We start from the raw sequence: 23,282 nt of genomic DNA, 5'->3' as shown, positions 1-23,282 counted from the left end.
TCAGAAACGCACCGTCGAGGACACGTGGCGCCACATCGGCCACCTCGTCGAAACCATCGAGGCAGCCGAATGCAAGAACTACTTCGAAAACGCAGGCTACGCTTCCGTCAAAATATGAAACGCTCTAGCGTGTGGCTAGCGCGGGTGCGGGCGCGAAGGCCAGAACGCTTCTGTCGCGCAGGCTGGTGGGTTTGCTGCCGACAGCGGGTGCGACGACGCCGGTCAGATCACCGAATTCCTCGATGAGAGCCGGCTTGCCGATATAGTAGCCCTGGCCGATCTCGCAGGCTTCGGCGTCCAGGAATTTCAGTTCGCCGAGCGTCTCGACACCCTCCGCCAGAACCGGCAGGCCGAGACCGCGTCCAAGTCCCAGGACGGCGCGCACGATCGCCGCGACCTGGCCGTTCTTGTCGACGGACTTGATGAAGGAGCCATCGATCTTGATCTTGTCGAAGGGGAAGGCGCGAAGGTTGGAGAGCGAGGAATAGCCGGTTCCAAAATCGTCCATGGCGACGCGCACGCCCAGCGCCTTGACCTGCCGCAAGGTGGCCAGTGCCCGCGGCATGTCCTTAACAAGCGCCGTCTCGGTGATCTCAAGCTCGAGCCTGCCGGGCGCCAGGCCGGAATTCAGCAAGGTTTCGTGGACCTTGCGGCTGAAATTCGTGTTGTGGAGCTGCACCGCCGAAACGTTGACGGCCACCGTCAGCGGATTTTCCCAGCGGGCGGCTTCCTCGCAGGCGGCCGTCAGCACCCATTCGCCAATTTGGCCGATGGCGCCGCTGTCTTCGGCGACCGGGATGAATATGCTCGGCGACACGTCGCCGCGCGTCGGATGCCGCCACCGGACCAGCGCTTCGAAGCCGACCATCTTTCCGCTGCTGATCTCCTTCTGCGGCTGATAGACGAGGTAGAACTCCTGGCGCGCGACTGCCTGGCGCAGTTCGTGCTCCATCACGCGCTTGTCGCGGGCCTCGGCCCCCATCGAAGCTTCGAAATAGCGGTAGGTGTCCTTGCCTTCGGTCTTGGCCCGGTAGAGCGCCGTATCGGCGTGGCTTATCAGGCTGGCCTGGTTTTCGGCATCCGACGGATAGAGCGCAATGCCGATGCTGGCCGACACCAGGCCGCCGCCGACCGAGAGCCGGTTTTCCTCGCGCATGGCGGTCAGCACCGCGTCGGCGATACGGCCTGCCTCCAACGGGTCGGTCAGGTTCGGCGCGATGATGGCAAATTCGTCGCCGCCCAGCCGCGCCACCATCTGTCCTTGACGAAGAATACCGGTCGCGCAATGCGCAACCTTCTGCAGCATGGCGTCGCCCGCGCCGTGCCCATACAGATCGTTGACCTCCTTGAACCGGTCGAGATCAAGCAACAGAAGCGCAAGGTGGCTGCCTTTCCTCGCCCGGCCCATCGCGGCAATTTCCGCCTCCAGCCGGCCTGAAAAACTGCGCCGATTGGCCAGTCCGGTCAACGGATCGAAATGGGCAAGCCGCAGGATTTCCTGTTCCGCCTTCTTGCGCTCGCGAATGTCGCGGACCGCGACCACGTTGTGCGGCTTGCCACAGTAATCGATGCTCCTGGCGATCAGCTCGACAGGAATGCTCGTACCATTGCGGCCGCTCAATTCGGCCTCCTGCGGCTGTTCGCCGAAGCCCGATATATCGGACCCGAAGAGATCGCCGAGCTGCATTCCGTTCAGCGTCGCTGTTGCGATGCCCGTAAGCCTCGCAATGCTGTCATTGGCACTGATGATGCGGTGGCCGTCGCAGACGATCAGCCCCTCCACGGCGGCATTGGCCAGGCCGTGCATGCGGTCGACCTCGAGCTTCTGGCGACGGAAGCGCAAATCGATCCACAGCGCCGATGCCGACAGGACCAGGATCACCAATGTGGCGGCGGCGGCGGCGAAAGCCTGCGAGGTCGGCTCGATCGTGTATTCGGATATGACGATCGAGGGATCGGGGAAGATCGAGACGGCGCCCATACCGATGAAATGCAGGGTGCAGATTGCCAGCGTCAGCAGCACCGCGCCGCCGGATGTCGACTTCAAGGAGGGGCGGCGCTGCACGACACGCAGCGCCAGCGCGGCGAGCGTCACGCCGGCCAGAAGGGAAACGGCGACAAGCAACAGGTTCCACTCGATGCGGCCCTGAACCTCGAACGCCGCCATACCGATGTAGTGCATGGCCGCGATACCGCCGCCCAGCACGGCGCCGCCGACGAGATGATAATCGAACTCATTCCGCAAGGTGGCGATCCACATGCCGGCTGCCGTCAGAGTGACCGAAGCAGCGAGCGAAAGCACGGAGAGTGCGGGATCGTAAGCACTGGGTATGCCCGGTGTGAATGCGAGCATGGCGATGAAGTGCGTTGCCCAGATGCCGAAGCCGGTCGAAGTGGCCGCGATCATCAGCCAGGCAAGCCGGTTCCGATCGGTGGAGCGGCTTATGTGATGAAGCAGGTTGACGGCAGAGAAACAGGAAATTCCGCAGATCAGCGCGGCAAGTGCGACCAGTCTCAGATCGTGTTCGTTGACGATACAATTGTAGACCGTCAGCATTTTATTTCACCTGAGCTTTGGAAATAAACAGGGCAGCAGGATTGAGTAGCCCGTTGCCGTTGAGGGATCGATAAAGTCGCCTGCAACCTTGGCGTGTCTCTTCGGGTTGCAGCGGCTGCAATCAGGGCTGACACGCCGAAAGCCAGCTTGGCAGTTCCGACGGTAGTTCCTGGCGCGCTTGTCGTCGCGCTAAGCCGGCTAACCGTGTGGCTTTCCATGTCTCCAAGCGGAGGCGAGGGTGGCGTGAGGTAAAGGGTGAAGTTCGTCGATCTGCAACAAAACCGTTGTCTGATTGTCACGAGCGACACATATTGCCTTTGCGGGAGTGCCCCTTTCGCCAATGACAAACGGGAGATGAAACATGAAGTCCTTCGGCTTCGCGGCCGGTGTTGCCGCCACCTTTATGCTGCTTTCCTCAACCTCCGCTTTTGCTGTCACGCAGATCAGTTGGTGGCACGCCATGACTGGCGCCAATGCCGAAGTTGTCGACAAGATCTCCAAAGATTTCAATGCCAGCCAGAGCGACTATGAACTCGTTCCGGTGTTCAAAGGCACGTATCCCGAGACGCTGAATGCCGGCATTGCCGCCTACCGCGCGGGCCAGGCGCCCGATATCATGCAGGTGTTCGACGTCGGCACCGGCGTGATGATGGCAGCCGAAGGCGCAATCAAGCCGGCAGCCGATGTGTTGACCAGCGCAGGAATGACCTTCGACAAGAGCCAGTATCTGCCAGGCATAGTCGGCTATTATTCGAAGCCGGACGGCACCATGCTCTCCTTCCCCTACAACTCCTCCTCGCCGATCCTTTATTACAACAAGGATATCTTCAAGAAGGCTGGTCTCGACGTCGACAGCCCACCCAAGACCTGGAATGAGGTGTGGGAAGACGCCAAGAAGATCAAGGCGAGCGGCGCGGCCGCCTGCGGCTACACCTCGACCTGGCTGACCTGGATCCATCTGGAGAATTTCGCGGCCTGGAATGACGTGTCATGGGCCACCCAGCAGAACGGTCTGGCCGGCGGCGATGTCGAGCTCAAGATCAATGCGCCGATTTTCGTCAACCATTTCCAGGCGCTCGCAGACCTCGCCAAGGACGGCACCTTCAAATATGGCGGCCGCACCTCCGAAGCCAAGCAGATCTTCCTCGCTGGCGAATGCGGGATCATGACCGAATCCTCCGGCGGCCTTGGCGATATCGTCAAGTCCGGCATGAATTACGGCATTGGCCAATTACCCTATGACAGCGACGCCAAGGGCGCGCCGCAGAACACGACGCCGGGTGGCGCCAGCCTGTGGGTTTTCGCTGATAAATCCGACGAGGAATACAAGGGCGTCGCGGCCTTCTTCGCCTACCTGTCGAAGACCGAGGTGCAAGAATACCTGCACCAGAAGTCGGGTTATCTGCCGGTGACACTGGCGGCTTATGAAGCGACCAAGAAGTCCGGTTTCTATGACAAGAACGTCGGTCGCGAGACCCCGATCCTGCAGATGACGGGTAAGGCGCCGACCGACAATTCCAAGGGCGTACGTCTGCCGAACCTGCCGCAGGTGCGCGATATCCAGAACGAGGAGTTCGAGAAGATGCTCGCCGGCCAGCAAACCGCGCAGCAGGCGCTCGACAATGCGGTTACGCGTGGCAATGCCGCGATCAAGGAAGCGCTGGGGAATTAGAGCGAGCGCAGGTCCTTGCTCTACGGCGCATCCACCTGTCCTGCCAGGCATCTCCCCTCGGCGAGGGGAGTTTTGCCGTCCCTTGCGATTTCGCCAATGGTCGATGATGCCCAATCCGAAACGCTCGTCAAAGCCATCTTGGCGAAGAGGGGTGCCACATCGTGCCGCCCGCCTCATCACCTCGGAGTGGCTCCATGACCCCTCGCGTCGTGTTCCCCAACAAGATCCTTCCCTACCTGCTTGTGGCGCCGCAACTGGCCATCACGCTGGTTTTTTTCTACTGGCCGGCCGGTCAGGCGTTCTACCAATCCATGCTCAGGCAGGATCCGTTCGGACTGAGGACCAAGTTCGTCTGGTTCGCCAATTTCAGGAAAGTGCTTGCCGATCCGGCCTACCTGAACTCGATCAAGGTCACGGTGGTGTTTTCCCTTGCGACCGCTATCGTCGCCATGTGCGTGGCGCTCCTGCTTGCGGTCATGGCAGAGAAGGTGGTGCGCGGCAAAGGTCTTTACCGCACGCTCTTGATCTGGCCCTACGCAGTGGCGCCGGCGATCGCCGGTATGCTGTGGCTGTTCCTCTTCAACCCGTCGATCGGGTCGCTGGCCTACATGCTGAGGAGTCTCGGCATCGCCTGGGATCCACTGCTCAACGGCACCCACGCCATGATCCTGCTGGTGTCCGCCGCTGCCTGGAAGCAGATCAGCTACAATTTCCTGTTCTTCGTCGCCGGCCTGCAGGCGGTGCCGAAAGCCTTGATCGAGGCGGCGGCCATGGACGGCGCCGGCGAGACCAAGCGCTTCTGGACCATCGTCTTCCCGCTGCTCGCGCCGACGACCTTCTTCCTGCTGGTCGTCAACACCGTCTATGCCCTGTTCGACACGTTCGGCATCGTCCATGCCGTCACCGGCGGCGGTCCGGGCAAGACGACTGAGACGCTGGTCTACAAGGTCTACAATGACGGCTTCGTCAATCTGATCCTCGGTGACTCGGCGGCGCAGTCGGTCATCCTGATGATCATCGTCATCTCGCTCACCGCCATCCAGTTCCGCTACGTGGAACGCAAAGTCCATTACGGCTGAGGCAAGCGATGATCGGTCAGTCCTCGTCTCGCATTTTCCTCGCCCATGCCGTGCTCATCCTCGGCATATTGATCGTCGCCTTCCCGATCTACTACACATTCGTTGCCTCGACGCAGACGCTGCAAACGATCCTTAAGCCGCCATTGCCGCTCCTGCCCGGCGATCAGTTCTGGAACAATTACAGCGAAGCGCTGTTCGGCGGTGTCGGCCGCATCGGCGGCGTCAGTGTCGGTCGATTGCTGCTCAACACCACGGTCATGGCGCTCGGCATCGCGGTGGGGAAGATTTTCATCTCGATCCTGTCGGCCTATGCGATCGTGTTCTTCCGTTTTCCGCTGCGTATGGTCTTCTTCTGGCTGATCTTCATCACCCTGATGCTTCCCGTTGAGGTGCGCATCCTGCCCACCTACAAGGTGATGGTCGATCTCGGCATGATCGACACCTATGCCGGCCTGATCATCCCGCTGATCGCCTCGGCCACCGCCACATTGCTGTTTCGACAGTTTTTCATGACCATTCCAGGTGAGCTGGTGGAGGCGGCGCGTGTCGACGGTGCGGGGCCGTGGCGCTTCTTCTTCGATATCCTGTTGCCGTTGTCGCGGACAAACATCGCGGCGCTGTTCGTCATCCTCTTCATTTATGGCTGGACGCAGTATCTATGGCCGTTGCTCGTCACCAACAGCAGCAACATGAACACGATCGTCATCGCGCTCAGAAAGATGGTCTCCTTCGCCGATGCCGATACGCAATGGCACCTGGTCATGGTCACAGCGATGCTGGCCATCGTGCCGCCGATCCTGGTCGTGGTGCTGATGCAACGCTGGTTCGTTCGCGGCCTGGTCGATTCCGAAAAGTGAGAAGCTGATGGCGACCGTCGATCTGAAGGATGTGAAGAAGGTCTACCCCAGCGGTTTCGAGGCCGTGAAGGGCGTTTCCATCGCCGTTCCCGACAAGGAGCTTTGCGTGCTTGTCGGCCCATCGGGCTGCGGTAAGTCCACGCTGCTCAGAATGATCGCCGGGCTCGAAACCATCTCCTCGGGAACAGTTGCGATCGACGGCAAGATCGTAAACTCAATCGGTCCGACCGAGCGTGACATCGCCATGGTGTTCCAGAACTATGCGCTCTATCCGCATATGAAAGTCTACGACAACATGGCCTATGGGCTGCGCAACCGCGGCACGCCGAAAGATGAGATCGACAGCCGGGTCCGCGCGACGGCGAAAATACTGGAACTTTCGGCGCTGCTCGACCGCCGCCCGCGGGAGCTTTCCGGCGGCCAGCGCCAGCGTGTCGCCATGGGTCGTGCCATTGTGCGCAACCCGAGGGTTTTCCTGTTCGACGAGCCGCTCTCCAATCTCGATGCCAAATTGCGCGGCCAGATGCGGGTCGAGATAAAAAACCTGCAGCGCTCGCTTGGCGTCACGTCGGTCTATGTCACACATGACCAGCTCGAGGCGATGACGTTGGCCGACATCCTCGTCGTCATGAATGCGGGACTGGTTGAGCAGGTCGGCGCACCGCTCGACGTCTACGAAAGGCCGGCCTCGACCTTCGTCGCCTCCTTCATCGGCGCGCCGCCGATGAATCTTCTGCCCCTTTCGCAAGGGCCGGCTGGTCCGGCGCTGGCTGATGGCAAGACGATTGAATTTGCGCCTGCGAACGCCATCACGCTCGGCTTCCGCCCCGAGGATGCCGATGTCACCTTCGGGGCCGAGGCACCGTCCGGCGCGCTTATCCTGCCGGCGCTGGTCGAGGCAGTCGAACCGGTAGGCGCCGAAAGTTTCCTTCACTGTGCCGCAGGGGGGAGCAGGATCGTCGTGCGGGTCGCGGGTCGCGCCACCGCCACGGTTGGTAACCAATTGCGCGTGGTTGCCAAGGCAGAAAAGCTGCACTGGTTCGATCAGGCAGGAAAGCGCGTCGGTTAACCGCATACGGCGTTCAGGCGAAGACATGCGCCTTTCCCGATACGGTCAGCCGGACGATCTCGCCGACCGCCGGCGCGTCCATGCCCGGTTTGCGAAGGACCAGCGGCGTGTTGCCGATCGCTGCCGCATCGGGAGGATCGGCATTGTTCAAGAGCCGCACCGCGACCGTGCACATCGAGCCGGCGAATTCGGATTCCGTCACCTCGCCGAACAGCATGTCCGAGGTGCCGGACATGCCCTCGCGCGAGGTTCTCTTCAGCGCGATCTGCTCCGGGCGAAGCATGATGCGGGCGATATCGCGGCTGTCATTGGTGTCGACCGCGATGCGGCCGAGCGGCGAATTGGCGAAGCCACCCGATATCTTTGCCGGCAGGATGATGGCGTCGCCGAGGAATTCGGCGATCATCCTGTCCTTCGGCTTGAGATAGAGCTCGCGCGGCGTGCCGATTTGCGAGAACTTGCCGTCGCGCATCACCGCGACCTGGCTGGCGAAGGACAGCGCCTCGGCCTGGTCGTGCGTCACCAGGATGGTGGTGATGCCGGCGGCTTCCAGAAGCTCGGCCACCGCCTTGCGCATTGAGGCGCGCAGGCCGGTATCGAGCGCCGAGAACGGCTCGTCGAGAAGCATCAGCCTGGGCTTCATCGCCATGGCGCGGGCCAGCGCCACGCGCTGCTGCTGGCCGCCGGAAAGCTCGTGCGGGCGGCGTTTGAGGATCGCCTTGTCGAGCCCGACGATATAGGCGAGCTCGACGATGCGCTCAGAGCGCTTGTCCGCGCCGCGGTCCATGCCGAAACCGATATTGTCGCCAATGGTCAGATGCGGAAACAGGGCACCATCCTGCGCCACCACGCCGATGCCTCGACGATATGCCGGCACCGCAGCGCCGCCATTGGCCAATATCGTACCGTCGAGCGTGATGTGCCCCTGGTCCGGCGCCTCGAAGCCGGCAATCAGCCGCAGCAAGGTCGTCTTGCCGCAGCCGGAAGGACCGACAATCGCCGTGCGGCTGCCGCTGGCAACGCTCAGGTCGACGCCGGCAAGGGCCGCCACCGGGCCGTATTGCTTGTGCAGGCCGCTGATTTCGAGAAAGCTCATCGTCCGGCCATCCGTTTCGACTGGACATAGAGCAGCCAGGTCAAGGGCAGCGACATCGCCACCATGATGAAGGCGTAGGGTGCCGCCGAGGCATAATCAATCTCGCCGCTGTAGGACCAGAACGCCATCGCCAGCGTGCGGGTGCCGTTGGGCGCCAGCATCTGGGTCGCGGTCAGTTCGTTCATGATGCCGAGAGCCACCAGCGCCATGCCGGCCGCGGCACCAGGTGCCGACAGGCGGATCGTCGTCGACCACAACGCCTGCAGCGGCGGCCGGCCGAGGCTGGAAGCAGCGCGTTCGAGTTCGACCGGCGCCTGCGCGATCGACGCGCGCAGGCTGACCAGCGCGCGCGGCAGGAACATCAGCGCATAGGCCACCAGGATCGTGAACAGGGTCTGGTAGAGTGGCAGCGCGATGCGCACCGTGATGGTGACCAGCGCCAGCGCAATGACAACTCCCGGCAACGAGCCGACAATATAGTTGCAGCCCTCCAGCAGACGCTGCAACGGCCCCGGCGCGCGGATCGAGATCCAGGCCATCGGCATGGCGGCGACCGTGGCCAGCAAGGCGCCGGCGAGCGCCAGGAACAGCGTCTGGCCAAGCGCCAGGCCGATCTCGTTCAGGCGCCAGACAGCGGCGCCGCCGGCGGCAAGCCAGCCACCGATAGTGACGAACGGCACGCCGAGCGCCAAAAGCGTGGTGACGACAAGCAAGAGCAGGCTCGGGATGGTGGCGCGTCCGAGGCTCGTGCGTTGCTGATGGCGCGCCGCACCTGAGCCGACGCGGGCATAGCGCTCCTCGCCGCGCACCAGCACTTCGAGGCCGAGCAGCACGAAGCAGCAGCTCACCAGCACGCCGGCCAGCATGTTGGCGGCCGGTCCGTTGAAGGTCGACTGGAACTGGTCGACGATCGCCGTGGTGAAGGTGTCGAAGCGGATGAAGACATAGAGGCCGTACTCTGCCAGCAGGTGCAGGCCGACCAGCAGCGAGCCGCCGCAGATGGCGAGCCGCAATTGCGGCAGCACGACCCGCCAGAACACGCGCCGGGGTCCAAGGCCGAGTGCGGCGGCGGCGTCCTCCAGGGCGGGATCGAGACGGCGCAACGCCGCCGACACCGGCAGATACAGGAACGGGAAATAGGCGATCACGGAAACCAGCACGCCGGCCCACAGGCCGTGCAGTCCCGGCACCATGGTGACCCAGGCATAGCTGTGCACGAAAGCCGGGATGGCGAGCGGCGCCACGCACAGCCAGGCCCAGAGCCGGGCGCCCGGCAGGTCGCTGCGCTCGGTCAACCAGGCCAGCGCAACCGACAGCACGATGGTGATCGGCACGGAGAGCGCGACCAGCAGGACAGTGTTGACCAGAAGCTCGCCGACACGCGGCCGGAAGACCAGTGCCGAGACTGTCTCCCAGCCGGTCTGCACCGCGATCCAGACGATGAAGGCGAGCGGCACCAGCGCCAGCAGCGCAACGAAGATGGCGGCGAGGACCAGCCAAAGCGGGGCTCGGCGCCGGGCCCTTCGGCCTGTGCCCGAAGGCAGGCCCGAGCGCGCGAGATCAACCGCGGACTGCATCAGGTCAGACGCCGTGCCGCTGCCGTCCAGCGGCAGCAATTGAAGGACCGCGATCACGGTCGGGAACACAGCGTGTCGTCATCGACGAATGCCATCTCGAAAAACAAAATCACTCCCGCGGAAGGCGAATTCCCGCGGGAGCGTGGTCGGGTGTCCTTTTAGGACGAATGGCAACTAAAGCAAGCCGGCTGCCGTCATCAGGTCGGTGACCTTCTTGGAGTTCAGCGTCGTGGCGTCGACCTTCGGCGCCTGCAGATCGGCGAGCGGCACCAGCTTCGGGTTGGAGTCCGCACCCTTGCCGACAGCGTATTCGAAGGAATCGCCGGTTTTCAGCACGTCCTGGCCGCCCTTGCCGGTCAGCCATTTCAGGAATGCCTGGGCTTCCTTGGGATGCTTGCTCGAAGCCAGCACGCCGCCGCCGGAGATCGAGACGAAGGCGCCCGGATCCTGGTTCTTGAAATAGTGCAGCTCGACATTCCCGCTGTTTTCGCCGGTCTTGGCCTGATCGCCGAAGTAGTAATAGTGATAGATGACGCCGCCTTCGATCTCGCCGGCATTGACCGCCTTCATCACCGTGCTGTTGCCCTTGTAGGCGGTGAAATTGGTTTTCATCGCCTTCAGCCAGTCGGCGGTAGCGGCTTCGCCCTTGATCTGGAGCAGGGCACTGACGATGGCCTGGAAATCGGCGCCTGACGGGGAGGCGGCCCAACGGCCCTTCCAGCTCGGATCGGCGAGGTCAAGCATCGACTTGGGCAACTGGTCGGCGGTCAGCTTGGTCTTGTTATAGGCAAAGACCGTGCTGCGCGCTGCGACGCCGACCCATTTGCCGCTGGCCGGCTGATAGTCCTGGGGAACCTGTGCCAACGTGTCGGCGTCGACCGGCGCGAACAGGCCGGCCGTCTCGACCAGCACCATGGCCGGCGAGTTTTCCGTCAGGAACACGTCGGCCGGCGAAGCCGTGCCCTCAGCGACGATCTGGTTGGAGAAGTCGCTGTCGCCGCCATTGCGCACGGTGACCTTGATGCCGGTCTCCTTGGTGAAGCCTTCGGCCCACGCCTTGGTCAGGCTTTCGTGCTGAGCGTTGTAGACAATGATGCCATCCTCTTCCGCCTTTGCCGGACCGGCGACGAGGCTGATTGCCAGCGCGGTGGCGCCGGCGAGGGTGGAAAGAGCATATTTCATGGCATTGTCCTCGATTTCGGGGCTTTGGTCTGTCACGGCTGCACCTATCGATACCTGACAGCAGTAGTCAACATTGTCGATGTGCTTCAATCGGTCGCTGACGTGCAAAGGTCGGTGCCGGACGGACAATTCCGCGTGATGCTCCCGGTTCGGCGGTGCCGCAAACTTTCGTGATTTGCCGACAGTTTGGCTTGGACATTATTTCGCCGGCCACGTAACAAATCAGCGCCGAGACGCGAAAATCGGGGAGTGAACTCTTGTGAGCGGCAAGGACGAGGCCGAACTTTCCCGGCTGATGCGGGCCGCGATCGCGGGAGATGAAAGGGCTTACGCCGACTTTCTGCACCGGATTGCCGCGATGGTCCGCGGTTTTGCCCGGCGCAAGATCGTGCAGGGCGGGGTCGATCCCGAGGATATCGTGCAGGAAACCTTGCTGGCCATTCATGTGAAACGGCATACCTGGCGCCAGGATGCGCCGGTGTTGCCGTGGATCTATGCGATCGCCAGCTTCAAGCTGATCGATGCGTTCCGGCGGCGCGGACGACGCATCGAGATCGACGTCGATGATATCGCCGAGACGTTCGCCGAGCCGGAAACCGAGACCGTCAGCGAGCGCGACATCAACCGTGCATTGGACGGCCTGTCGCCGGCACAACGCTCCGTGGTCTCGGCCGTATCGGTGGAAGGGCGGTCCATCGGCGAGACGGCGGCAAAGTTCGGCATCAGCGAGACGGCGGTGCGTGTGTCGCTGCATCGCGGACTTGCCGCGATAGCCAAGCGATTCGGGCAGGGGCGGTTCGGGCGGGAATGACATGAGGACGGAAAATCTCATCAAGGCGCTGGACGCCGATGCAGGCAGCAAGGCGATGCCGCTGCAATCGGCCTGGTGGATGGCCGCCGGCGCGGCAGCGGTGATCGCGGCCGTCGTTTTCCTGCTGACCATCGGCCCGCGCCCGGACTTCATGGCAGCCGCGCACACGATGCGCTTCCTCTCCAAATTTGTTTTCACCATCGTGCTTGCCGTCAGCGCCTTTGCCCTGATCCGCGCCTTGTCGACGCCGGGTGCCTCTACGGGCCGGGCGATGGCCTGGATGGCTGCGGCGCCAGTGCTGGTAGCCGTGGCGGTGCTTCTGGAGCTTTTCATGGTGCCGGAGGCGCTGTGGGGAACCAAAATGGTCGGCTCCAACATGATGATCTGCATGGGCTTCATCCCGTTGATCGGCCTCGGCCCGCTTGCCATTTTCCTGTGGATGCTGCGCTACGGGGCGCCGACACGGCCGATGCTTGCCGGCGCGGTGGCAGGCCTGCTAGCCGGCGGGCTGGCGGCAACCTTCTATGCCGCGCACTGCTTCGACGACTCGCCGCTTTTCGTCGCCACCTGGTACACGATAGCCATTGCAGCGCTCGCATTGCTCGGCGCGCTCGGCGGACGGTTTTTCGTGCGCTGGTAGCGTTCCGCCACGATCGCGAGCCCATGCACACCGATCCTTAATCATGCCGGCAATTGTTTGCCGGTTAGCGATGGCGCCGGCAGGCCGGACGCAACCTTTCCTTAAAATCGATCCGTCAAGGTTGATGTCTGACATGCGTTTGCGCACGGGGGTGGCACGTATCGTGATGTGGCGAGGATTGGCCAGCCGAAAATCTCTTGGGCATGCAGGGCTGGCGTTGCTCGTCGCCGGCCTGGGCGTGCTGGCGACCTCAATCCTGCTGTCGCGCCTGGATTTCGGCACCGAAGCCTTGAAGCTCTGTCTGCAGATCGCTGTGGCGGTGGCGGTGGGCGCGCTGTTCCTCGCCGCCCTGTCCATCCGCAGGATCAGCAGGGATCGCCAGCAGATCGCCGAGAGCGAGCTGCGCTTCCGCCGCGCCATGGAGGATTCGGCGATCGGTATCGTGGTTGTCGGTCTTGACGGGCGCATCCGCCAGACCAATCCGGCCTTCGCCGCCATGCTTGGCTACACAAGCGAAGAGATCGAGGCGCTGACTTTCTTCCAGATCACGCATCCCGACGATCTGCAGATCGGGCGGGAGACGATGGACGATCTGAAGGCGGGCACGGTCAATTCCTTCCATTTCGAGAAGCGCTATCTCAGGAAGGACGGAACGCCCGTCTGGGCCCATCTTGCCGGCTCGGTCATTCGCGATGAAAACAGCGGCCGTCCGCTCTATCTCGTCTCCCAAATCGAGAACATCGACGCGCGCAAGCAGGCCGAGGCGCGCATTGCCGAGGCGGAAACGCGTTGGAATTTCGCCCTGGCCGGCGCCGGCCAAGGGGTCTGGGACCTCGACATGCGCAAGGGCGGCACGACCTATTCCTCGACCTGGGTCAAGATGCTGGGCTATGCGGATGGCGAGCTGGATGGCGACACCGACCGCTGGCTGACGATGATCCATCCCGACGATGGCGAGATTGTCGCCGAAGCGGATCGCGCTCATCTCGAGGGCAAGACACCGTTCTTTGAGGCCGAGTTCAGGATGCGCCACAAGGATGGCCACTGGATGTGGATACTCGACCGCGGCAAGGCTATCGAACGCGACGAGGATGGACGGCTGATCAGGGCCATTGGCAGCCTGACCGACATCACCCGCCGCAAGGAGGCCGAAGAGCGCCTCACTGTGTCGGCGGCAATGCTTGCCGATGAAAAGGAGCGGCTGAGGGTGACGCTGCAATCGATCGGCGATGCCGTCATCTGCACCGATGCCGCAAACCGCATCACCTTCATGAACCCGGTCGCCGAAAAGCTGACCGGGATTGCCGGCGGCGAGGCCCTCGGCAAGATGCTTGGCCATGTCTACTGGGCGGTCGACGAGGAGACGGGGCACAGGATCGGCGTGACCCGGCCCGCGGTTGGCGTTCAGGCGCCGGCCGACCAGAACAGCCGCGCCGTCCTGATCCGGCGCGACGACACGCGCTGCAGCATCCGTCAGGTCGTGTCGCCGATCATCAACGAACGGAACGAATTCTGCGGGCTGGTCATCGTCTTCCAGGACTTTACCGATGCGCGCGCGCTGCAGCGCCAACTGGCGCACGCCGCGGCACACGATGCGCTGACCGGCCTTGCCAACCGCTCAAGCTTCATCCGCGCCATGGAGGGCCTGGTCGGCCAGGCGCGCAAGGACGGCACCGCCGACACGACAAAGTCGACCGTCGACACGACAAAGTCGGTCGGAGGCACCGGGCACCAGTTCATGTTCATCGATCTCGATCACTTCAAACTGGTCAACGATACGGGTGGCCACGCGGCGGGAGACGCGCTGCTGAAGCGGGTTGCCGAGGCGGTTCGCGGCGTGCTTGGTCCAGACGACATCGTCGCTCGCCTCGGCGGCGACGAATTCGCTGTCATTCTGAAATCGGGTTCGGCAGCCGGCGCCAAGATCGCCGCGCGCTCCATCATCGATGCGATACGCAGCCTGGATTTCACCTGGGACGGCCGTCCTCACGTGATCGGCGCCAGCATCGGGCTGGCCGCGATCCGCGCCAATTGCGGCGAGGTCGACGAGATCATCGCGCGAGCCGACGCCGCATGCTACGCGGCCAAGGCGGCCGGCCGTGGTTGCGTTTGCGTGGCGCCGGACGGGGAGAGCATGGCCGACCGAGAAGAACCGCCCGAGTCACTGGCCGCAGCCTCCTGATCTCTGATCAGAGCCGGTCCGGAAAGCCTGCTGCTGACGTGGATCTGATCAGCGTGTCGGAACGGGATGCTCGCCGCGATAGTCGTAGAAGCCGCGCCCGGTCTTGCGGCCGAGCCAGCCGGCCTCGACATATTTCACCAGCAGCGGGCAAGGGCGGTATTTCGAGTCCGACAGGCCGTCATGCAGCACCTGCATGATGGACAGGCATGTATCGAGCCCGATGAAATCGGCCAGCTGCAGCGGCCCCATCGGATGGTTGGCGCCGAGCCGCATGGCGGTGTCGATGGCATCGACCGAGCCGACACCCTCATAGAGCGTGTAGATCGCCTCGTTGATCATCGGCAGCAGGATGCGGTTGACGATGAAGGCCGGAAAATCCTCCGAGACCGTGATGGTCTTGTCGAGTTGCTTCACATAGGTCTTGGCTGCCTCGAAGGTCTGGTCCTCGGTAGCGATGCCGCGCACCAGCTCGACCAGCTTCATCAGCGGCACCGGGTTCATGAAATGTATGCCGATGAACCGCTCCGGCCGGTCGGTCTGCGCGGCAAGCCGCGTGATCGAGATCGACGAGGTGTTGGTCGCCAGGATGGCTTCGGGATTGAGCTGTGGGCAGAGCTGGGCGTAGATCTTGCGCTTGACCGTCTCGTCCTCGGTCGCCGCTTCGATCACCAGATCCGCGCCGGCAAGATCGGCCATCGCCGGGGCGGCCGAAATGCGGCCCATCGCGTCGTTGCGAACCTTTTCGTCGAGCTTGCCGGACCCCACCTGGCGGGCCATGTTGCCGCTGATGGTGGCGATGCCCTTCTCGATGCGGTCGGGCGATATATCGTAGATCAGCACCTTGTAGCCCGAAAGCGCGGAGACATGGGCGATGCCGCCGCCCATCTGGCCCGCGCCGATGATGCCGATCGTCTCGATCTTGCTCATTACACCGATCCCGTCCTGAGCCCTTCCGCTTGAACTGCGAAAGCGCTCCACCTTTTTATTTTACCGCAATTCCCTAGGGAAAGCGCTACGCGCTTTTCCCGGGAAAACCGCTGCGCACTTTTGCTGGAATTGCTTTTAGCCTTTGCGGCCTCTTTTTGTGCGGTGCAAACTAAAAGGGCGGGGTGACTTCGTCTACCCCACCCTCACCATTTAATACGCTTTGGCAGAAAGCGTCAAAGCGCCTTTTGCAGCTCCGGCAGAATGACGAAGAGATCGCCGACGAGGCCGTAGTCGGCAACCTGGAAAATTGGCGCCTCCTCGTCCTTGTTGATGGCGACGATGACCTTCGAATCCTTCATGCCGGCGAGGTGCTGGATGGCACCGGAGATGCCCACCGCAATGTAGAGATCAGGGGCGACGACCTTGCCGGTCTGGCCGACCTGCCAGTCGTTCGGCGCATAGCCGGCATCGACCGCGGCGCGGGAGGCGCCGACGGCGGCACCGAGCTTGTCGGCGACCGGCAGGATGACCTCCTGGAACTTCTCCGCCGAACCCAGCGCACGACCACCCGAGATGATGATCTTGGCCGAGGTCAGTTCCGGACGGTCGGTCTCGGAAAGCTTGTTCTCGACGAAGGTGGAGAGGCCGGGGTTGGCTGCTGCCTTGACAGCCTCGACCGCCGCCGAGCCGCCTTCGGGGGCTGCCTGGAAGGAGGCGGTGCGGACCGTGATCACCTTCTTGGCGTCGCTCGACTGCACCGTCTGGATGGCGTTGCCGGCATAGATCGGCCGCTTGAAGGTGTCGGGAGATACGACTTCGATGATCTCAGACACCTGCGCGACATCGAGGAGCGCAGCCACGCGCGGCGCGACATTCTTGCCCGACGAGGTCGCCGGCGCGATGATGGTGTCGTAAGCGTCCGCCAGCGACACAACCAGTGCTGCCGTCGGCTCGGCGAGGCGCTCGGCGAGTTCGTCGGCCTCGGCGAGCAGCACCTTGCTCACGCCCTTGAGCTTGGCGGCAGCGTCCGCTGCCGGCTTGGCGCCCTTGCCGGCAACCAGCACATGCACGTCCGAGCCGATCTGCAGGGCGGCCGACAGCGCCTTGGCGGTCTGGTCGGAAAGCGTTGCGTTGTCGTGTTCTGCGATGAGGAGAATAGCCATTTTTCTTGTTCCTTTCCCGATCGCTTACAGCACGCCGGCTTCGTTCTTGAGCTTGTCGACCAGCTCAGCGACGCTCTTGACCTTTACGCCTGCCTTGCGGCCACTCGGCTCCTCGGTCTTGATGACCTTCAACCGCGGCTTGACGTCGGCGCCGTAGTCGGCCGGGGTCTTTTCGTCGAGCTGCTTCTTCTTGGCCTTCATGATGTTGGGCAAGGAGGCATAGCGCGGCTGGTTGAGGCGAAGGTCGGCGGTGACGATCACCGGCATCTTCAGTTCCACGGTCTGCAGGCCGCCATCGACTTCGCGCGTCACCTTGGCCTTGTCGCCGTCGAGCACGATCTTGGAAGCGAAGGTGCCCTGCGCCCAGCCAAGCAGTGCCGCCAGCATCTGGCCGGTCTGGTTGGAGTCGTCGTCGATCGCCTGCTTGCCGAGAATGACGAGGCCGGGCTGCTCGGCGTCGACGACGCCCTTCAGCACCTTGGCGACGCCGAGCGGCTCGGTTTGTTCATCGGTCTTGACCAGGATGGCGCGGTCGGCGCCCATGGCGAGTGCGGTACGCAGGGTTTCCTGCGCCTGCTGCGGGCCGATCGAGACGACGATGATTTCTTCCGCCTTGCCGGCTTCCTTCAGCCGGATTGCTTCTTCCACCGCGATTTCGTCGAACGGGTTCATCGCCATCTTGACGTTGGCGAGCTCCACCGCCGAACCGTCAGCCTTCACGCGAACTTTGACGTTCGCATCCACAACCCGCTTCACGGGCACAAGGATCTTCATTTGCCTGTCACCTCTTCACGCTAGTTGGGCGCGCTATAACAGCCTGCGCCCGTTCTGAGTTGTCGAAAGCCGACATTTCGGATGGAAATTCTGGTCTTTGCCCGCCTTAGGTTGCGGCGGTGACGTTTCCGTAGTTGCGGCAACCCTGCACGTCAATACGCTGCAAGCCGCTCAAATCGGTTCAGTCCGAACTGGAAGCGTTTCCTCGCCCCCAGCGCGGTGTCGCGGCGGGCGGGTCGGGGATCAGCGGTTCCGTGGCAACCGGCGGTTGGTCGGGAGCGGTGGGCGCGACGTCCTCGTCGGCGCCGGCAAACAGCGGCACGCCGCGGCTGCGCAAGACGAGCACCAGAACGGCGCCGGCAATGATGCCGCCGATATGGCAGGCCCACGAAATCTGGTCCTCGCCGCCGGCGGCAAACATCACCACCTGGAACAGCACCCACAAGATGAGCGGGATGAAGGCCGGAATCCGCAGCGGGATGCGGGCAAAGGCCAGCACCCAGACCTTCACCCTGGGATAAAGGATCAGATAGGCGACGACCACGCCGGCGATGGCGCCGGAGGCACCGATCAGCGGCACTTGCGAATCCCAGGCGACGAGGCCCTGGAAAGCGGCGCCGGCGATCGCGCACAACAGGTAGAAGATGAGGTAGCGGATGTGGCCGAGCGCATCCTCGACATTGTCGCCGAACACCCACAGGAACAGCATGTTGCCGCCGAGATGGAAGATGTCTGCATGCAGGAAGGAATAGGTGAGATAGCTCAGGCTTTCGGGGATGACGATGAAACGGGGATCGAGCTCGGCGGTGTCATGGACGACCGACGGGATGAAGCCGAGACCAAGCACGGCGGCATTGGAGAAACTCTCGCCGCCGAGCGCGGTGGCGAGGTAGACCAGGGCGTTGACCACGATCAGCCCGATGGTCACATATTGCAGGCGGATGTGGCGCAGCCTGTTGGTGTCGTAAAGCGGGATGAACATGCCCCAGGCCCTCTTCCGCTTTCGACGATCAGCGGTTCTTGCCGGGAACCCATAGCACGTCGGCGTTTCCGTTGTCATTGACCGCCCGGGCGGCGACAAACAGGAAATCCGAGATGCGGTTGATGTACTTCAGACCGTCGCGGTTGACGTGTTCGTCCGGGTCCTGGGCCAGTGCCACCATCAGCCTTTCGGCTCGCCTTGCCACGGTGCGGGCAAGGTGAAGTGCCGCCGCTGCCGGTGTGCCGCCATTGAGCACGAAGGATTTGAGCGGCTGAAGCTCCTTGTTGAGAAGGTCGATGTCCTTTTCGACCCGGTCGGTCTGCACGGCGACGATGCGAAGCGGCTCATAGCCGAGCGGCTTGCCGTCGTCGGGCACGGCGAGATCGGCGCCGAGATCGAACAGATCGTTCTGGATGCGGGAAAGCATGGCATCGATCGCGGGATGGGTCGCGGCCGTGTGGACCCGGGCGATGCCGATGCAGGCATTGGCCTCGTCGACCGTGCCGTAGGCCTCTACCCGCAGGTCGGATTTCAGCCGCCTTTCGCCGGTGCCGAGACCCGTGGTGCCATCATCGCCGGTGCGGGTGTAGATCTTGTTGAGCTTGACCATTTCGCCTCCCCGGCTGCCGATATCCTCACTTGCGGGTGAAATACACCGCAAGCAGGATCAGCACCAGCGCCACGGCCTGCAGCATGACGCGTGCCTGCATCAGCTTGTTCGATGTGACGCCGGAACCGCCGCGCATCATGTTGATGAGGCCGCGAACAAGCACGACCGCAACGGCGACCATGACCAGAATGGCGAGAATGTTGAAGACGGTTGCCATTGTTTCGTTCCAGTTGTTTGGTGTTCAGGCGCGTTTGGCCATCAGGCGGTAAAGCATCGATGCCGGGAGGACGCGTTTGAGCACCGCACCGATCCTGGCGGGCACTGTTACCACATAGTGCGGGCGTGGGCGCCGCGACAGAAGTGCATGGCGAAGCGCCGCATGAACCACTTCCGGCCCTGGTTTCAAGGCCGATTGGCTGCCGCCGGCCCGCAGCCGCTCGAGTTGCGCCGCATAGTCCACGCAGTGCACGGAATTCTCGTGGTCGATATTCCTGAGAAACCATATGAGGCCATTGCTGGCGATCTTCGATTTCACCGGCCCCGGCTCGATCAGCGAAACGTGGACGCCGCTGCCGGCCAGTTCCTGGCGCTGGCAGAGCATCAAGGCCTCCAGTGCATGCTTCGACGCGGAATAGGCGCCGCGGAAGCGCACCGGGACGAGGCCAAGGATCGACGAGCAGTGGACGATGCGGCCCTGACCCTGGCGGCGCATCACCGGCACCAGCCGGCGGGTCAAATCATGCCAGCCGAAGAAATTCGCCTCGAACTGCTGCTTGAGCGCCGCAACGGGCAGATCCTCGACGGCGCCCGGCTGCGCATAGGCGCCGTTGTTGAACAGGGCGTCGAGCCGGCCGCCGGTGCGGTCGAGCACCGCCGCCACCAGCGAGGCGATGGAGTCCGGCTCGCAATAATCGAGATAGAAGGCCTCGATGCCATCGGCTTCGAGCGCGGCGATGTCCTGCGGCTTGCGCGCCGTTGCGAACACCCGCCAGCCTTCCGCCTTCAACGTGCGGGCGCAGTACGCGCCTATTCCCGAAGACGCACCGGTGATGATAATCGAGCGCACCTTCTGCGCCGGACTGTTCGTGGTTTCGCCAAGGGTTGCCATTTGCCGCAATCCCTTCCCATATTCCCGGCGTGGAGACAATTGGAGGGCGCGGTTCTTGTTGCGGAAGATCGTAGCCCTCAAGCGGGTTCTCTACGACGCGCTTGGCCATTTCAACACCGATGACGGCTGGGCCATGGCCAGCCATCTGGCGATCACATCGCTGATGGCGCTGTTCCCGTTCCTGATCTTCGCGACGACGCTGGCGAGCTTCCTGGGCGCGCAGGCGTTCTCCGACACGGCCGTGCATCTGGTCTTCGACACCTGGCCCGAACAGATCGCCAAGCCGATCGCGCGCGAAGTGCTCAATGTGCTGACCGTCAGGCGCACCGACCTTTTGACCTATGGTGTTGTGCTTGCGGCCTATTTTGCGTCGAACGGCATCGAGGCGCTGCGCACGTCGCTCAACCGCGCCTATCGCGTTTCGGAAACGCGCGGCATCATCTACCGCCGGGTGCAGAGCATCATCTTCGTTCTCATCGCCACGGCCGGTTTCCTGGCGATCAGCGTGCTCCTGGTGTTCGCGCCGCTGCTGGCGCGGCTCGCCGAAGCCCATATCGACTGGATCAAGCCCTATATGGGCACCATCACCCTTTGGCGTTACGTCATCGCTTCGGCGGTCATTGTCGGCGGATTGTTTGCCGTGCATTTCTGGCTGCCGGCGGGCAAGCGCCGCTTCGTCTCGCTGGTGCCGGGCATCGTCTTCACGCTGGCGGCATGGCTTATCGGCTCGACCATCTTCGCCACCTATCTCGACCACTTCTCGTCCTATGTGACGACCTATGCCGGCCTGGCCTCGATCATGATCGCCGTGGTCTTCCTCTACATGGTCTCGGCGATCTTCATCCTCGGCGGCGAGCTCAACGCCGCGATCAGTCGCTATCTGGAGGCGCGTGCGCGGGTGGGATGACAGGTCGAATTGGGGAACTGGGGAATGGGAGAATTGAGGAATTGAAGAATTGAAGAATTGACGTAGCACCCAGCGCCAGATGGCCCCCATCTTCCTCAATTCCTCAATTCCTCAATTCCTCAATTCTTCAGTTCTTCAATTCCCCAACTCCCTTGGCCTGCCGAGCCGTTGCCAGGCCAACGCCGAAGGTCGTGATCGCCATGCCGACGATCTGCAGCGCGTTGAGCTGCTCGTCGAAGAGTGCCCAGGCGATGACCGCCGTCACCGCCGGCACCAGGTAGAACAGCGACGCCACCTTCGACATCTCCCCGTCGCGGATCATCACCATCAGCAGGAAAATGGCGCCGAGCGACAGCACCAGCACCAGCCAGGCCATGGCGAAGATCAGTTCGCCATTGATGATGACCGTGTGGGTTTCGAAGGCGAGCGAGGCGAGGAGCATCAGCGAACCACCGCCGATATATTGCCACATGGTCGCCGCGACGAGGTTGCCGCCGGAAGCGAAGCGCTTTTGCCAGATGGTGCCGGCGCTCATGCCGAGCACCGAGACCAGCGAGGCGATCAATGTCGCCGCGGTCACGCCGCCGCCGAGCGCGCCGAGCTTCGGCCACAGCACGATGACGATGCCGATGAGGCCGATACCAAGGCCAAGCCAGTGGCGCGGCAGGATCGCCTCGCCGAGAAACTTACCGGCAAGCACCGCCGTGATCAGCGGCTGCAGGCCGACGATGAGGGCCGAAAATCCGGCCGGCATGCCCCTGTGGATGGCCCAGAAGACGGCGCCGAGATAGACGCCGTGCATCAGGATGCCGGCGCCGGTGGCATGCAGCGCCTCCTGGCGGGTGGCTCTTTTCGAGCCCAGCACAAGCATCAGGACGGCCAGCAGGATGGCGGCGATGACGAAACGCGCGGCGAGGAATGTGAACGGTTCCGCCCACGGCATGGCGTAGCGTGCGCCGATAAAGCCGGTCGCCCACAGGACGACGAAGGTGGCGGGGATGAACCGCTTGATGCTGTGCATGTTCCGGAGACCGCCGTGTTGGGGGGAGTTGACCGTGGCGCTGCTCTAATCCCGTTCACCCCGGCGCGCAAAGCGAAACGGTTGATCCATGGATCACCGGAATTCAACGGCCCGCGCATTTGGGCTCTCTGGTCTCACCGGGCTCAAAGCCCGATCATTCGCCTGACGTCGTCAGGTGATGCGCCGGCATGGCGCAAGGCGGCAAGGCCGGTATCGCCCAGGCTCTTCGACAATTTTCGTCCGTCTGGTCCCAGGATGAGACGATGATGGAAATAGGCCGGTTGCGGCAGTCCGAGGAGTTGCTGCAGCAGGCGCTGCACGCCAGTGGCGGAAAACAGATCCTGGCCGCGCACGACGTGGCTGACGTCTTGCAGCGCATCGTCCATGACGACGGCGAGGTGGTAACTGGTCGGAATGTCTCGGCGCGCCAAGATCACGTCGCCCCAGTCCCGCGGGCGGGCTTCGACGGAGCGCGTCGCGGAAAGCGTCTCGTCAGAATACTCCGTCCATGAAAGGTCCTTGCCGACACGCGCCATGGCGGCATCGACATCCAGCCGCCAGGCGAAGGGTGCATTCTCGGCGATCCGCCGCTGGCGTTCCTTCAGCGGCAGCGCCTTGTCGGTGGCGGGGTAGAGCGGCACGCCATCGGGATCGCGCGGCCAGTCGCGCCCACGCTTTTCGCTGTCGGTGATGAAGGCGCGGATCTCGCCACGGCTCATGAAGGCGGGATAGACGAGTTCCTCCCGGACCAGCCGCTCGAGCACCGCCTGGTATTCGGCGAAATGCTCGGATTGTCGGCGCACCGGCTCTTCCCAGCCAAGTCCCAGCCATTTGAGGTCGGCAAGCACGCCGGCCTCGAATTGCGGCGTGCAGCGCGTCGTGTCGATATCCTCGATGCGCAGCAGCAAGCGTCCGTCCGCCTGTGCCGCCAGCTTCTGGTTGAGCAGCGCCGAATAGGCGTGGCCGAGATGCAGGTCGCCGTTGGGGCTGGGCGCGAAGCGGAATGTCAGGAGTGTCATCTCTCAGGCGGCAATCATGTTTTGCGGCGCTTCGCCAATTGCTACCCTG

Annotated in this window: 21 protein-coding genes and 1 pseudogene; 9 read left to right on the top strand and 13 right to left on the bottom strand. The window is 63.1% G+C overall.

The genetic code is table 11. The features are described from left to right. Window positions 1-118: pseudogene (locus tag EOA13_RS38335) on the top strand (IS630 family transposase); the annotation flags it as partial. A 6-nt stretch (window positions 119-124) separates the two neighbouring features. On the opposite strand, the gene EOA13_RS15155 reads toward EOA13_RS38335, so the two are convergent. Beyond that, entirely contained in the window at window positions 125-2,557 is a 2,433-nt protein-coding gene (locus EOA13_RS15155) for an EAL domain-containing protein (RefSeq protein ID WP_127293681.1), read from the bottom strand. A gap of 361 nt (window positions 2,558-2,918) precedes the next feature. On the opposite strand from EOA13_RS15155, the gene ugpB reads away from it, so the two are divergent. The 4 genes from ugpB to EOA13_RS15135 all read left to right on the top strand — a co-directional run bounded on the left by ugpB (window position 2,919) and on the right by EOA13_RS15135 (window position 7,234). Then, the gene (ugpB, locus tag EOA13_RS15150; protein WP_023811116.1) at window positions 2,919-4,229 is read left to right on the top strand and encodes a sn-glycerol-3-phosphate ABC transporter substrate-binding protein UgpB; all 1,311 of its coding nucleotides are present in this window, start codon (window positions 2,919-2,921) and stop codon (window positions 4,227-4,229) included. A gap of 194 nt (window positions 4,230-4,423) precedes the next feature. Then, complete coding sequence (gene ugpA / locus EOA13_RS15145) at window positions 4,424-5,308, top strand: sn-glycerol-3-phosphate ABC transporter permease UgpA (protein WP_164780083.1); 885 nt, start codon at window positions 4,424-4,426, stop codon at window positions 5,306-5,308. A gap of 8 nt (window positions 5,309-5,316) precedes the next feature. Then, a complete protein-coding gene (gene ugpE / locus EOA13_RS15140) occupies window positions 5,317-6,165 on the top strand; it encodes a sn-glycerol-3-phosphate ABC transporter permease UgpE (RefSeq protein ID WP_127293677.1) in 849 nt (282 codons plus the stop codon). Between the two features lie 7 nt (window positions 6,166-6,172). Further along, entirely contained in the window at window positions 6,173-7,234 is a 1,062-nt protein-coding gene (locus EOA13_RS15135; protein WP_127293675.1) for a sn-glycerol-3-phosphate import ATP-binding protein UgpC, read from the top strand. Window positions 7,235-7,247: 13 nt separating this feature from the next. Here EOA13_RS15135 and EOA13_RS15130 read toward each other — a convergent pair whose 3' ends face one another. The 3 genes from EOA13_RS15130 to EOA13_RS15120 form a co-directional block, all read right to left on the bottom strand. Beyond that, window positions 7,248-8,330: an ABC transporter ATP-binding protein gene (locus EOA13_RS15130; RefSeq protein ID WP_127293673.1), complete on the bottom strand. Its 1,083-nt coding sequence runs from the start codon at window positions 8,328-8,330 to the stop codon at window positions 7,248-7,250. Further along, a complete protein-coding gene (locus tag EOA13_RS15125) occupies window positions 8,327-9,907 on the bottom strand; it encodes an iron ABC transporter permease (RefSeq protein WP_164780087.1) in 1,581 nt (526 codons plus the stop codon). The genes EOA13_RS15130 and EOA13_RS15125 overlap by 4 nt, the downstream gene beginning before the upstream one ends. 174 nt (window positions 9,908-10,081) lie before the next feature. Next, window positions 10,082-11,089: an iron ABC transporter substrate-binding protein gene (locus tag EOA13_RS15120; RefSeq protein WP_127293669.1), complete on the bottom strand. Its 1,008-nt coding sequence runs from the start codon at window positions 11,087-11,089 to the stop codon at window positions 10,082-10,084. A 259-nt stretch (window positions 11,090-11,348) separates the two neighbouring features. On the opposite strand from EOA13_RS15120, the gene EOA13_RS15115 reads away from it, so the two are divergent. From EOA13_RS15115 to EOA13_RS15105, 3 genes are all read left to right on the top strand, one after another. Beyond that, window positions 11,349-11,900 (top strand): sigma-70 family RNA polymerase sigma factor, encoded by a 552-nt coding sequence (locus EOA13_RS15115; protein ID WP_127293667.1) that lies wholly within the window; start codon window positions 11,349-11,351, stop codon window positions 11,898-11,900. Between the two features lies 1 nt (window position 11,901). Continuing rightward, on the top strand, window positions 11,902-12,540 hold the full coding sequence (locus tag EOA13_RS15110; protein WP_127293665.1) for an NrsF family protein: 639 nt from the start codon (window positions 11,902-11,904) through the stop codon (window positions 12,538-12,540). Window positions 12,541-12,673: 133 nt separating this feature from the next. Next, complete coding sequence (locus EOA13_RS15105) at window positions 12,674-14,722, top strand: PAS domain S-box protein (protein ID WP_127293663.1); 2,049 nt, start codon at window positions 12,674-12,676, stop codon at window positions 14,720-14,722. 48 nt (window positions 14,723-14,770) lie between these two features. Here the strand turns inward: EOA13_RS15105 and EOA13_RS15100 are convergent, their stop codons facing one another. The 7 genes from EOA13_RS15100 to EOA13_RS15070 form a co-directional block, all read right to left on the bottom strand. Then, on the bottom strand, window positions 14,771-15,649 hold the full coding sequence (locus tag EOA13_RS15100; RefSeq protein WP_013529423.1) for a 3-hydroxybutyryl-CoA dehydrogenase: 879 nt from the start codon (window positions 15,647-15,649) through the stop codon (window positions 14,771-14,773). Window positions 15,650-15,882: 233 nt separating this feature from the next. Beyond that, complete coding sequence (locus tag EOA13_RS15095) at window positions 15,883-16,812, bottom strand: electron transfer flavoprotein subunit alpha/FixB family protein (RefSeq protein WP_127293661.1); 930 nt, start codon at window positions 16,810-16,812, stop codon at window positions 15,883-15,885. A 24-nt stretch (window positions 16,813-16,836) separates the two neighbouring features. Next, window positions 16,837-17,586 (bottom strand): electron transfer flavoprotein subunit beta/FixA family protein, encoded by a 750-nt coding sequence (locus EOA13_RS15090; RefSeq protein WP_027038146.1) that lies wholly within the window; start codon window positions 17,584-17,586, stop codon window positions 16,837-16,839. A 181-nt stretch (window positions 17,587-17,767) separates the two neighbouring features. Continuing rightward, on the bottom strand, window positions 17,768-18,568 hold the full coding sequence (locus tag EOA13_RS15085) for a rhomboid family intramembrane serine protease (RefSeq protein ID WP_023811131.1): 801 nt from the start codon (window positions 18,566-18,568) through the stop codon (window positions 17,768-17,770). A 28-nt stretch (window positions 18,569-18,596) separates the two neighbouring features. Further along, window positions 18,597-19,178 (bottom strand): cob(I)yrinic acid a,c-diamide adenosyltransferase, encoded by a 582-nt coding sequence (locus EOA13_RS15080; RefSeq protein ID WP_127293659.1) that lies wholly within the window; start codon window positions 19,176-19,178, stop codon window positions 18,597-18,599. Window positions 19,179-19,203: 25 nt separating this feature from the next. Further along, entirely contained in the window at window positions 19,204-19,395 is a 192-nt protein-coding gene (locus EOA13_RS15075) for a twin transmembrane helix small protein (protein ID WP_013529428.1), read from the bottom strand. Window positions 19,396-19,419: 24 nt separating this feature from the next. Further along, window positions 19,420-20,286, bottom strand: a complete 867-nt coding sequence (locus EOA13_RS15070; protein WP_127293657.1) for an SDR family oxidoreductase — start codon at window positions 20,284-20,286, stop codon at window positions 19,420-19,422. Window positions 20,287-20,341: 55 nt separating this feature from the next. Here EOA13_RS15070 and EOA13_RS15065 point away from each other — a divergent pair, with 55 nt between their 5' ends. Next, complete coding sequence (locus EOA13_RS15065) at window positions 20,342-21,193, top strand: YihY/virulence factor BrkB family protein (RefSeq protein WP_013529430.1); 852 nt, start codon at window positions 20,342-20,344, stop codon at window positions 21,191-21,193. A gap of 127 nt (window positions 21,194-21,320) precedes the next feature. Here the strand turns inward: EOA13_RS15065 and EOA13_RS15060 are convergent, their stop codons facing one another. Then, window positions 21,321-22,214, bottom strand: a complete 894-nt coding sequence (locus EOA13_RS15060; protein ID WP_127293655.1) for a DMT family transporter — start codon at window positions 22,212-22,214, stop codon at window positions 21,321-21,323. A gap of 143 nt (window positions 22,215-22,357) precedes the next feature. After that, window positions 22,358-23,233, bottom strand: a complete 876-nt coding sequence (gene gluQRS, locus EOA13_RS15055) for a tRNA glutamyl-Q(34) synthetase GluQRS (RefSeq protein WP_127293653.1) — start codon at window positions 23,231-23,233, stop codon at window positions 22,358-22,360. Window positions 23,234-23,282: the final 49 nt, after the last annotated feature.

This window comes from Mesorhizobium sp. M7A.F.Ca.US.011.01.1.1 (assembly GCF_003998295.1).
GTDB lineage: Bacteria > Pseudomonadota > Alphaproteobacteria > Rhizobiales > Rhizobiaceae > Mesorhizobium.
This window is presented reverse-complemented; position numbering and strand designations above follow the sequence as displayed.

Excerpts from the sequence above, each read along its gene's own strand:
- EOA13_RS15155 (WP_127293681.1), bottom strand. The coding sequence starts at position 2,557 with ATGCTGACGGTCTACAATTGTATCGTCAACGAACACGATCTGAGACTG.
- ugpB (WP_023811116.1), top strand. The coding sequence starts at position 2,919 with ATGAAGTCCTTCGGCTTCGCGGCCGGTGTTGCCGCCACCTTTATGCTG.
- ugpA (WP_164780083.1), top strand. The coding sequence starts at position 4,424 with ATGACCCCTCGCGTCGTGTTCCCCAACAAGATCCTTCCCTACCTGCTT.
- ugpE (WP_127293677.1), top strand. The coding sequence starts at position 5,317 with ATGATCGGTCAGTCCTCGTCTCGCATTTTCCTCGCCCATGCCGTGCTC.
- EOA13_RS15135 (WP_127293675.1), top strand. The coding sequence starts at position 6,173 with ATGGCGACCGTCGATCTGAAGGATGTGAAGAAGGTCTACCCCAGCGGT.
- EOA13_RS15130 (WP_127293673.1), bottom strand. The coding sequence starts at position 8,330 with ATGAGCTTTCTCGAAATCAGCGGCCTGCACAAGCAATACGGCCCGGTG.
- EOA13_RS15125 (WP_164780087.1), bottom strand. The coding sequence starts at position 9,907 with ATGCAGTCCGCGGTTGATCTCGCGCGCTCGGGCCTGCCTTCGGGCACA.
- EOA13_RS15120 (WP_127293669.1), bottom strand. The coding sequence starts at position 11,089 with ATGAAATATGCTCTTTCCACCCTCGCCGGCGCCACCGCGCTGGCAATC.
- EOA13_RS15110 (WP_127293665.1), top strand. The coding sequence starts at position 11,902 with ATGAGGACGGAAAATCTCATCAAGGCGCTGGACGCCGATGCAGGCAGC.
- EOA13_RS15105 (WP_127293663.1), top strand. The coding sequence starts at position 12,674 with ATGCGTTTGCGCACGGGGGTGGCACGTATCGTGATGTGGCGAGGATTG.
- EOA13_RS15100 (WP_013529423.1), bottom strand. The coding sequence starts at position 15,649 with ATGAGCAAGATCGAGACGATCGGCATCATCGGCGCGGGCCAGATGGGC.
- EOA13_RS15095 (WP_127293661.1), bottom strand. The coding sequence starts at position 16,812 with ATGGCTATTCTCCTCATCGCAGAACACGACAACGCAACGCTTTCCGAC.
- EOA13_RS15090 (WP_027038146.1), bottom strand. The coding sequence starts at position 17,586 with ATGAAGATCCTTGTGCCCGTGAAGCGGGTTGTGGATGCGAACGTCAAA.
- EOA13_RS15085 (WP_023811131.1), bottom strand. The coding sequence starts at position 18,568 with ATGTTCATCCCGCTTTACGACACCAACAGGCTGCGCCACATCCGCCTG.
- EOA13_RS15080 (WP_127293659.1), bottom strand. The coding sequence starts at position 19,178 with ATGGTCAAGCTCAACAAGATCTACACCCGCACCGGCGATGATGGCACC.
- EOA13_RS15075 (WP_013529428.1), bottom strand. The coding sequence starts at position 19,395 with ATGGCAACCGTCTTCAACATTCTCGCCATTCTGGTCATGGTCGCCGTT.
- EOA13_RS15070 (WP_127293657.1), bottom strand. The coding sequence starts at position 20,286 with ATGGCAACCCTTGGCGAAACCACGAACAGTCCGGCGCAGAAGGTGCGC.
- EOA13_RS15060 (WP_127293655.1), bottom strand. The coding sequence starts at position 22,214 with ATGCACAGCATCAAGCGGTTCATCCCCGCCACCTTCGTCGTCCTGTGG.
- gluQRS (WP_127293653.1), bottom strand. The coding sequence starts at position 23,233 with ATGACACTCCTGACATTCCGCTTCGCGCCCAGCCCCAACGGCGACCTG.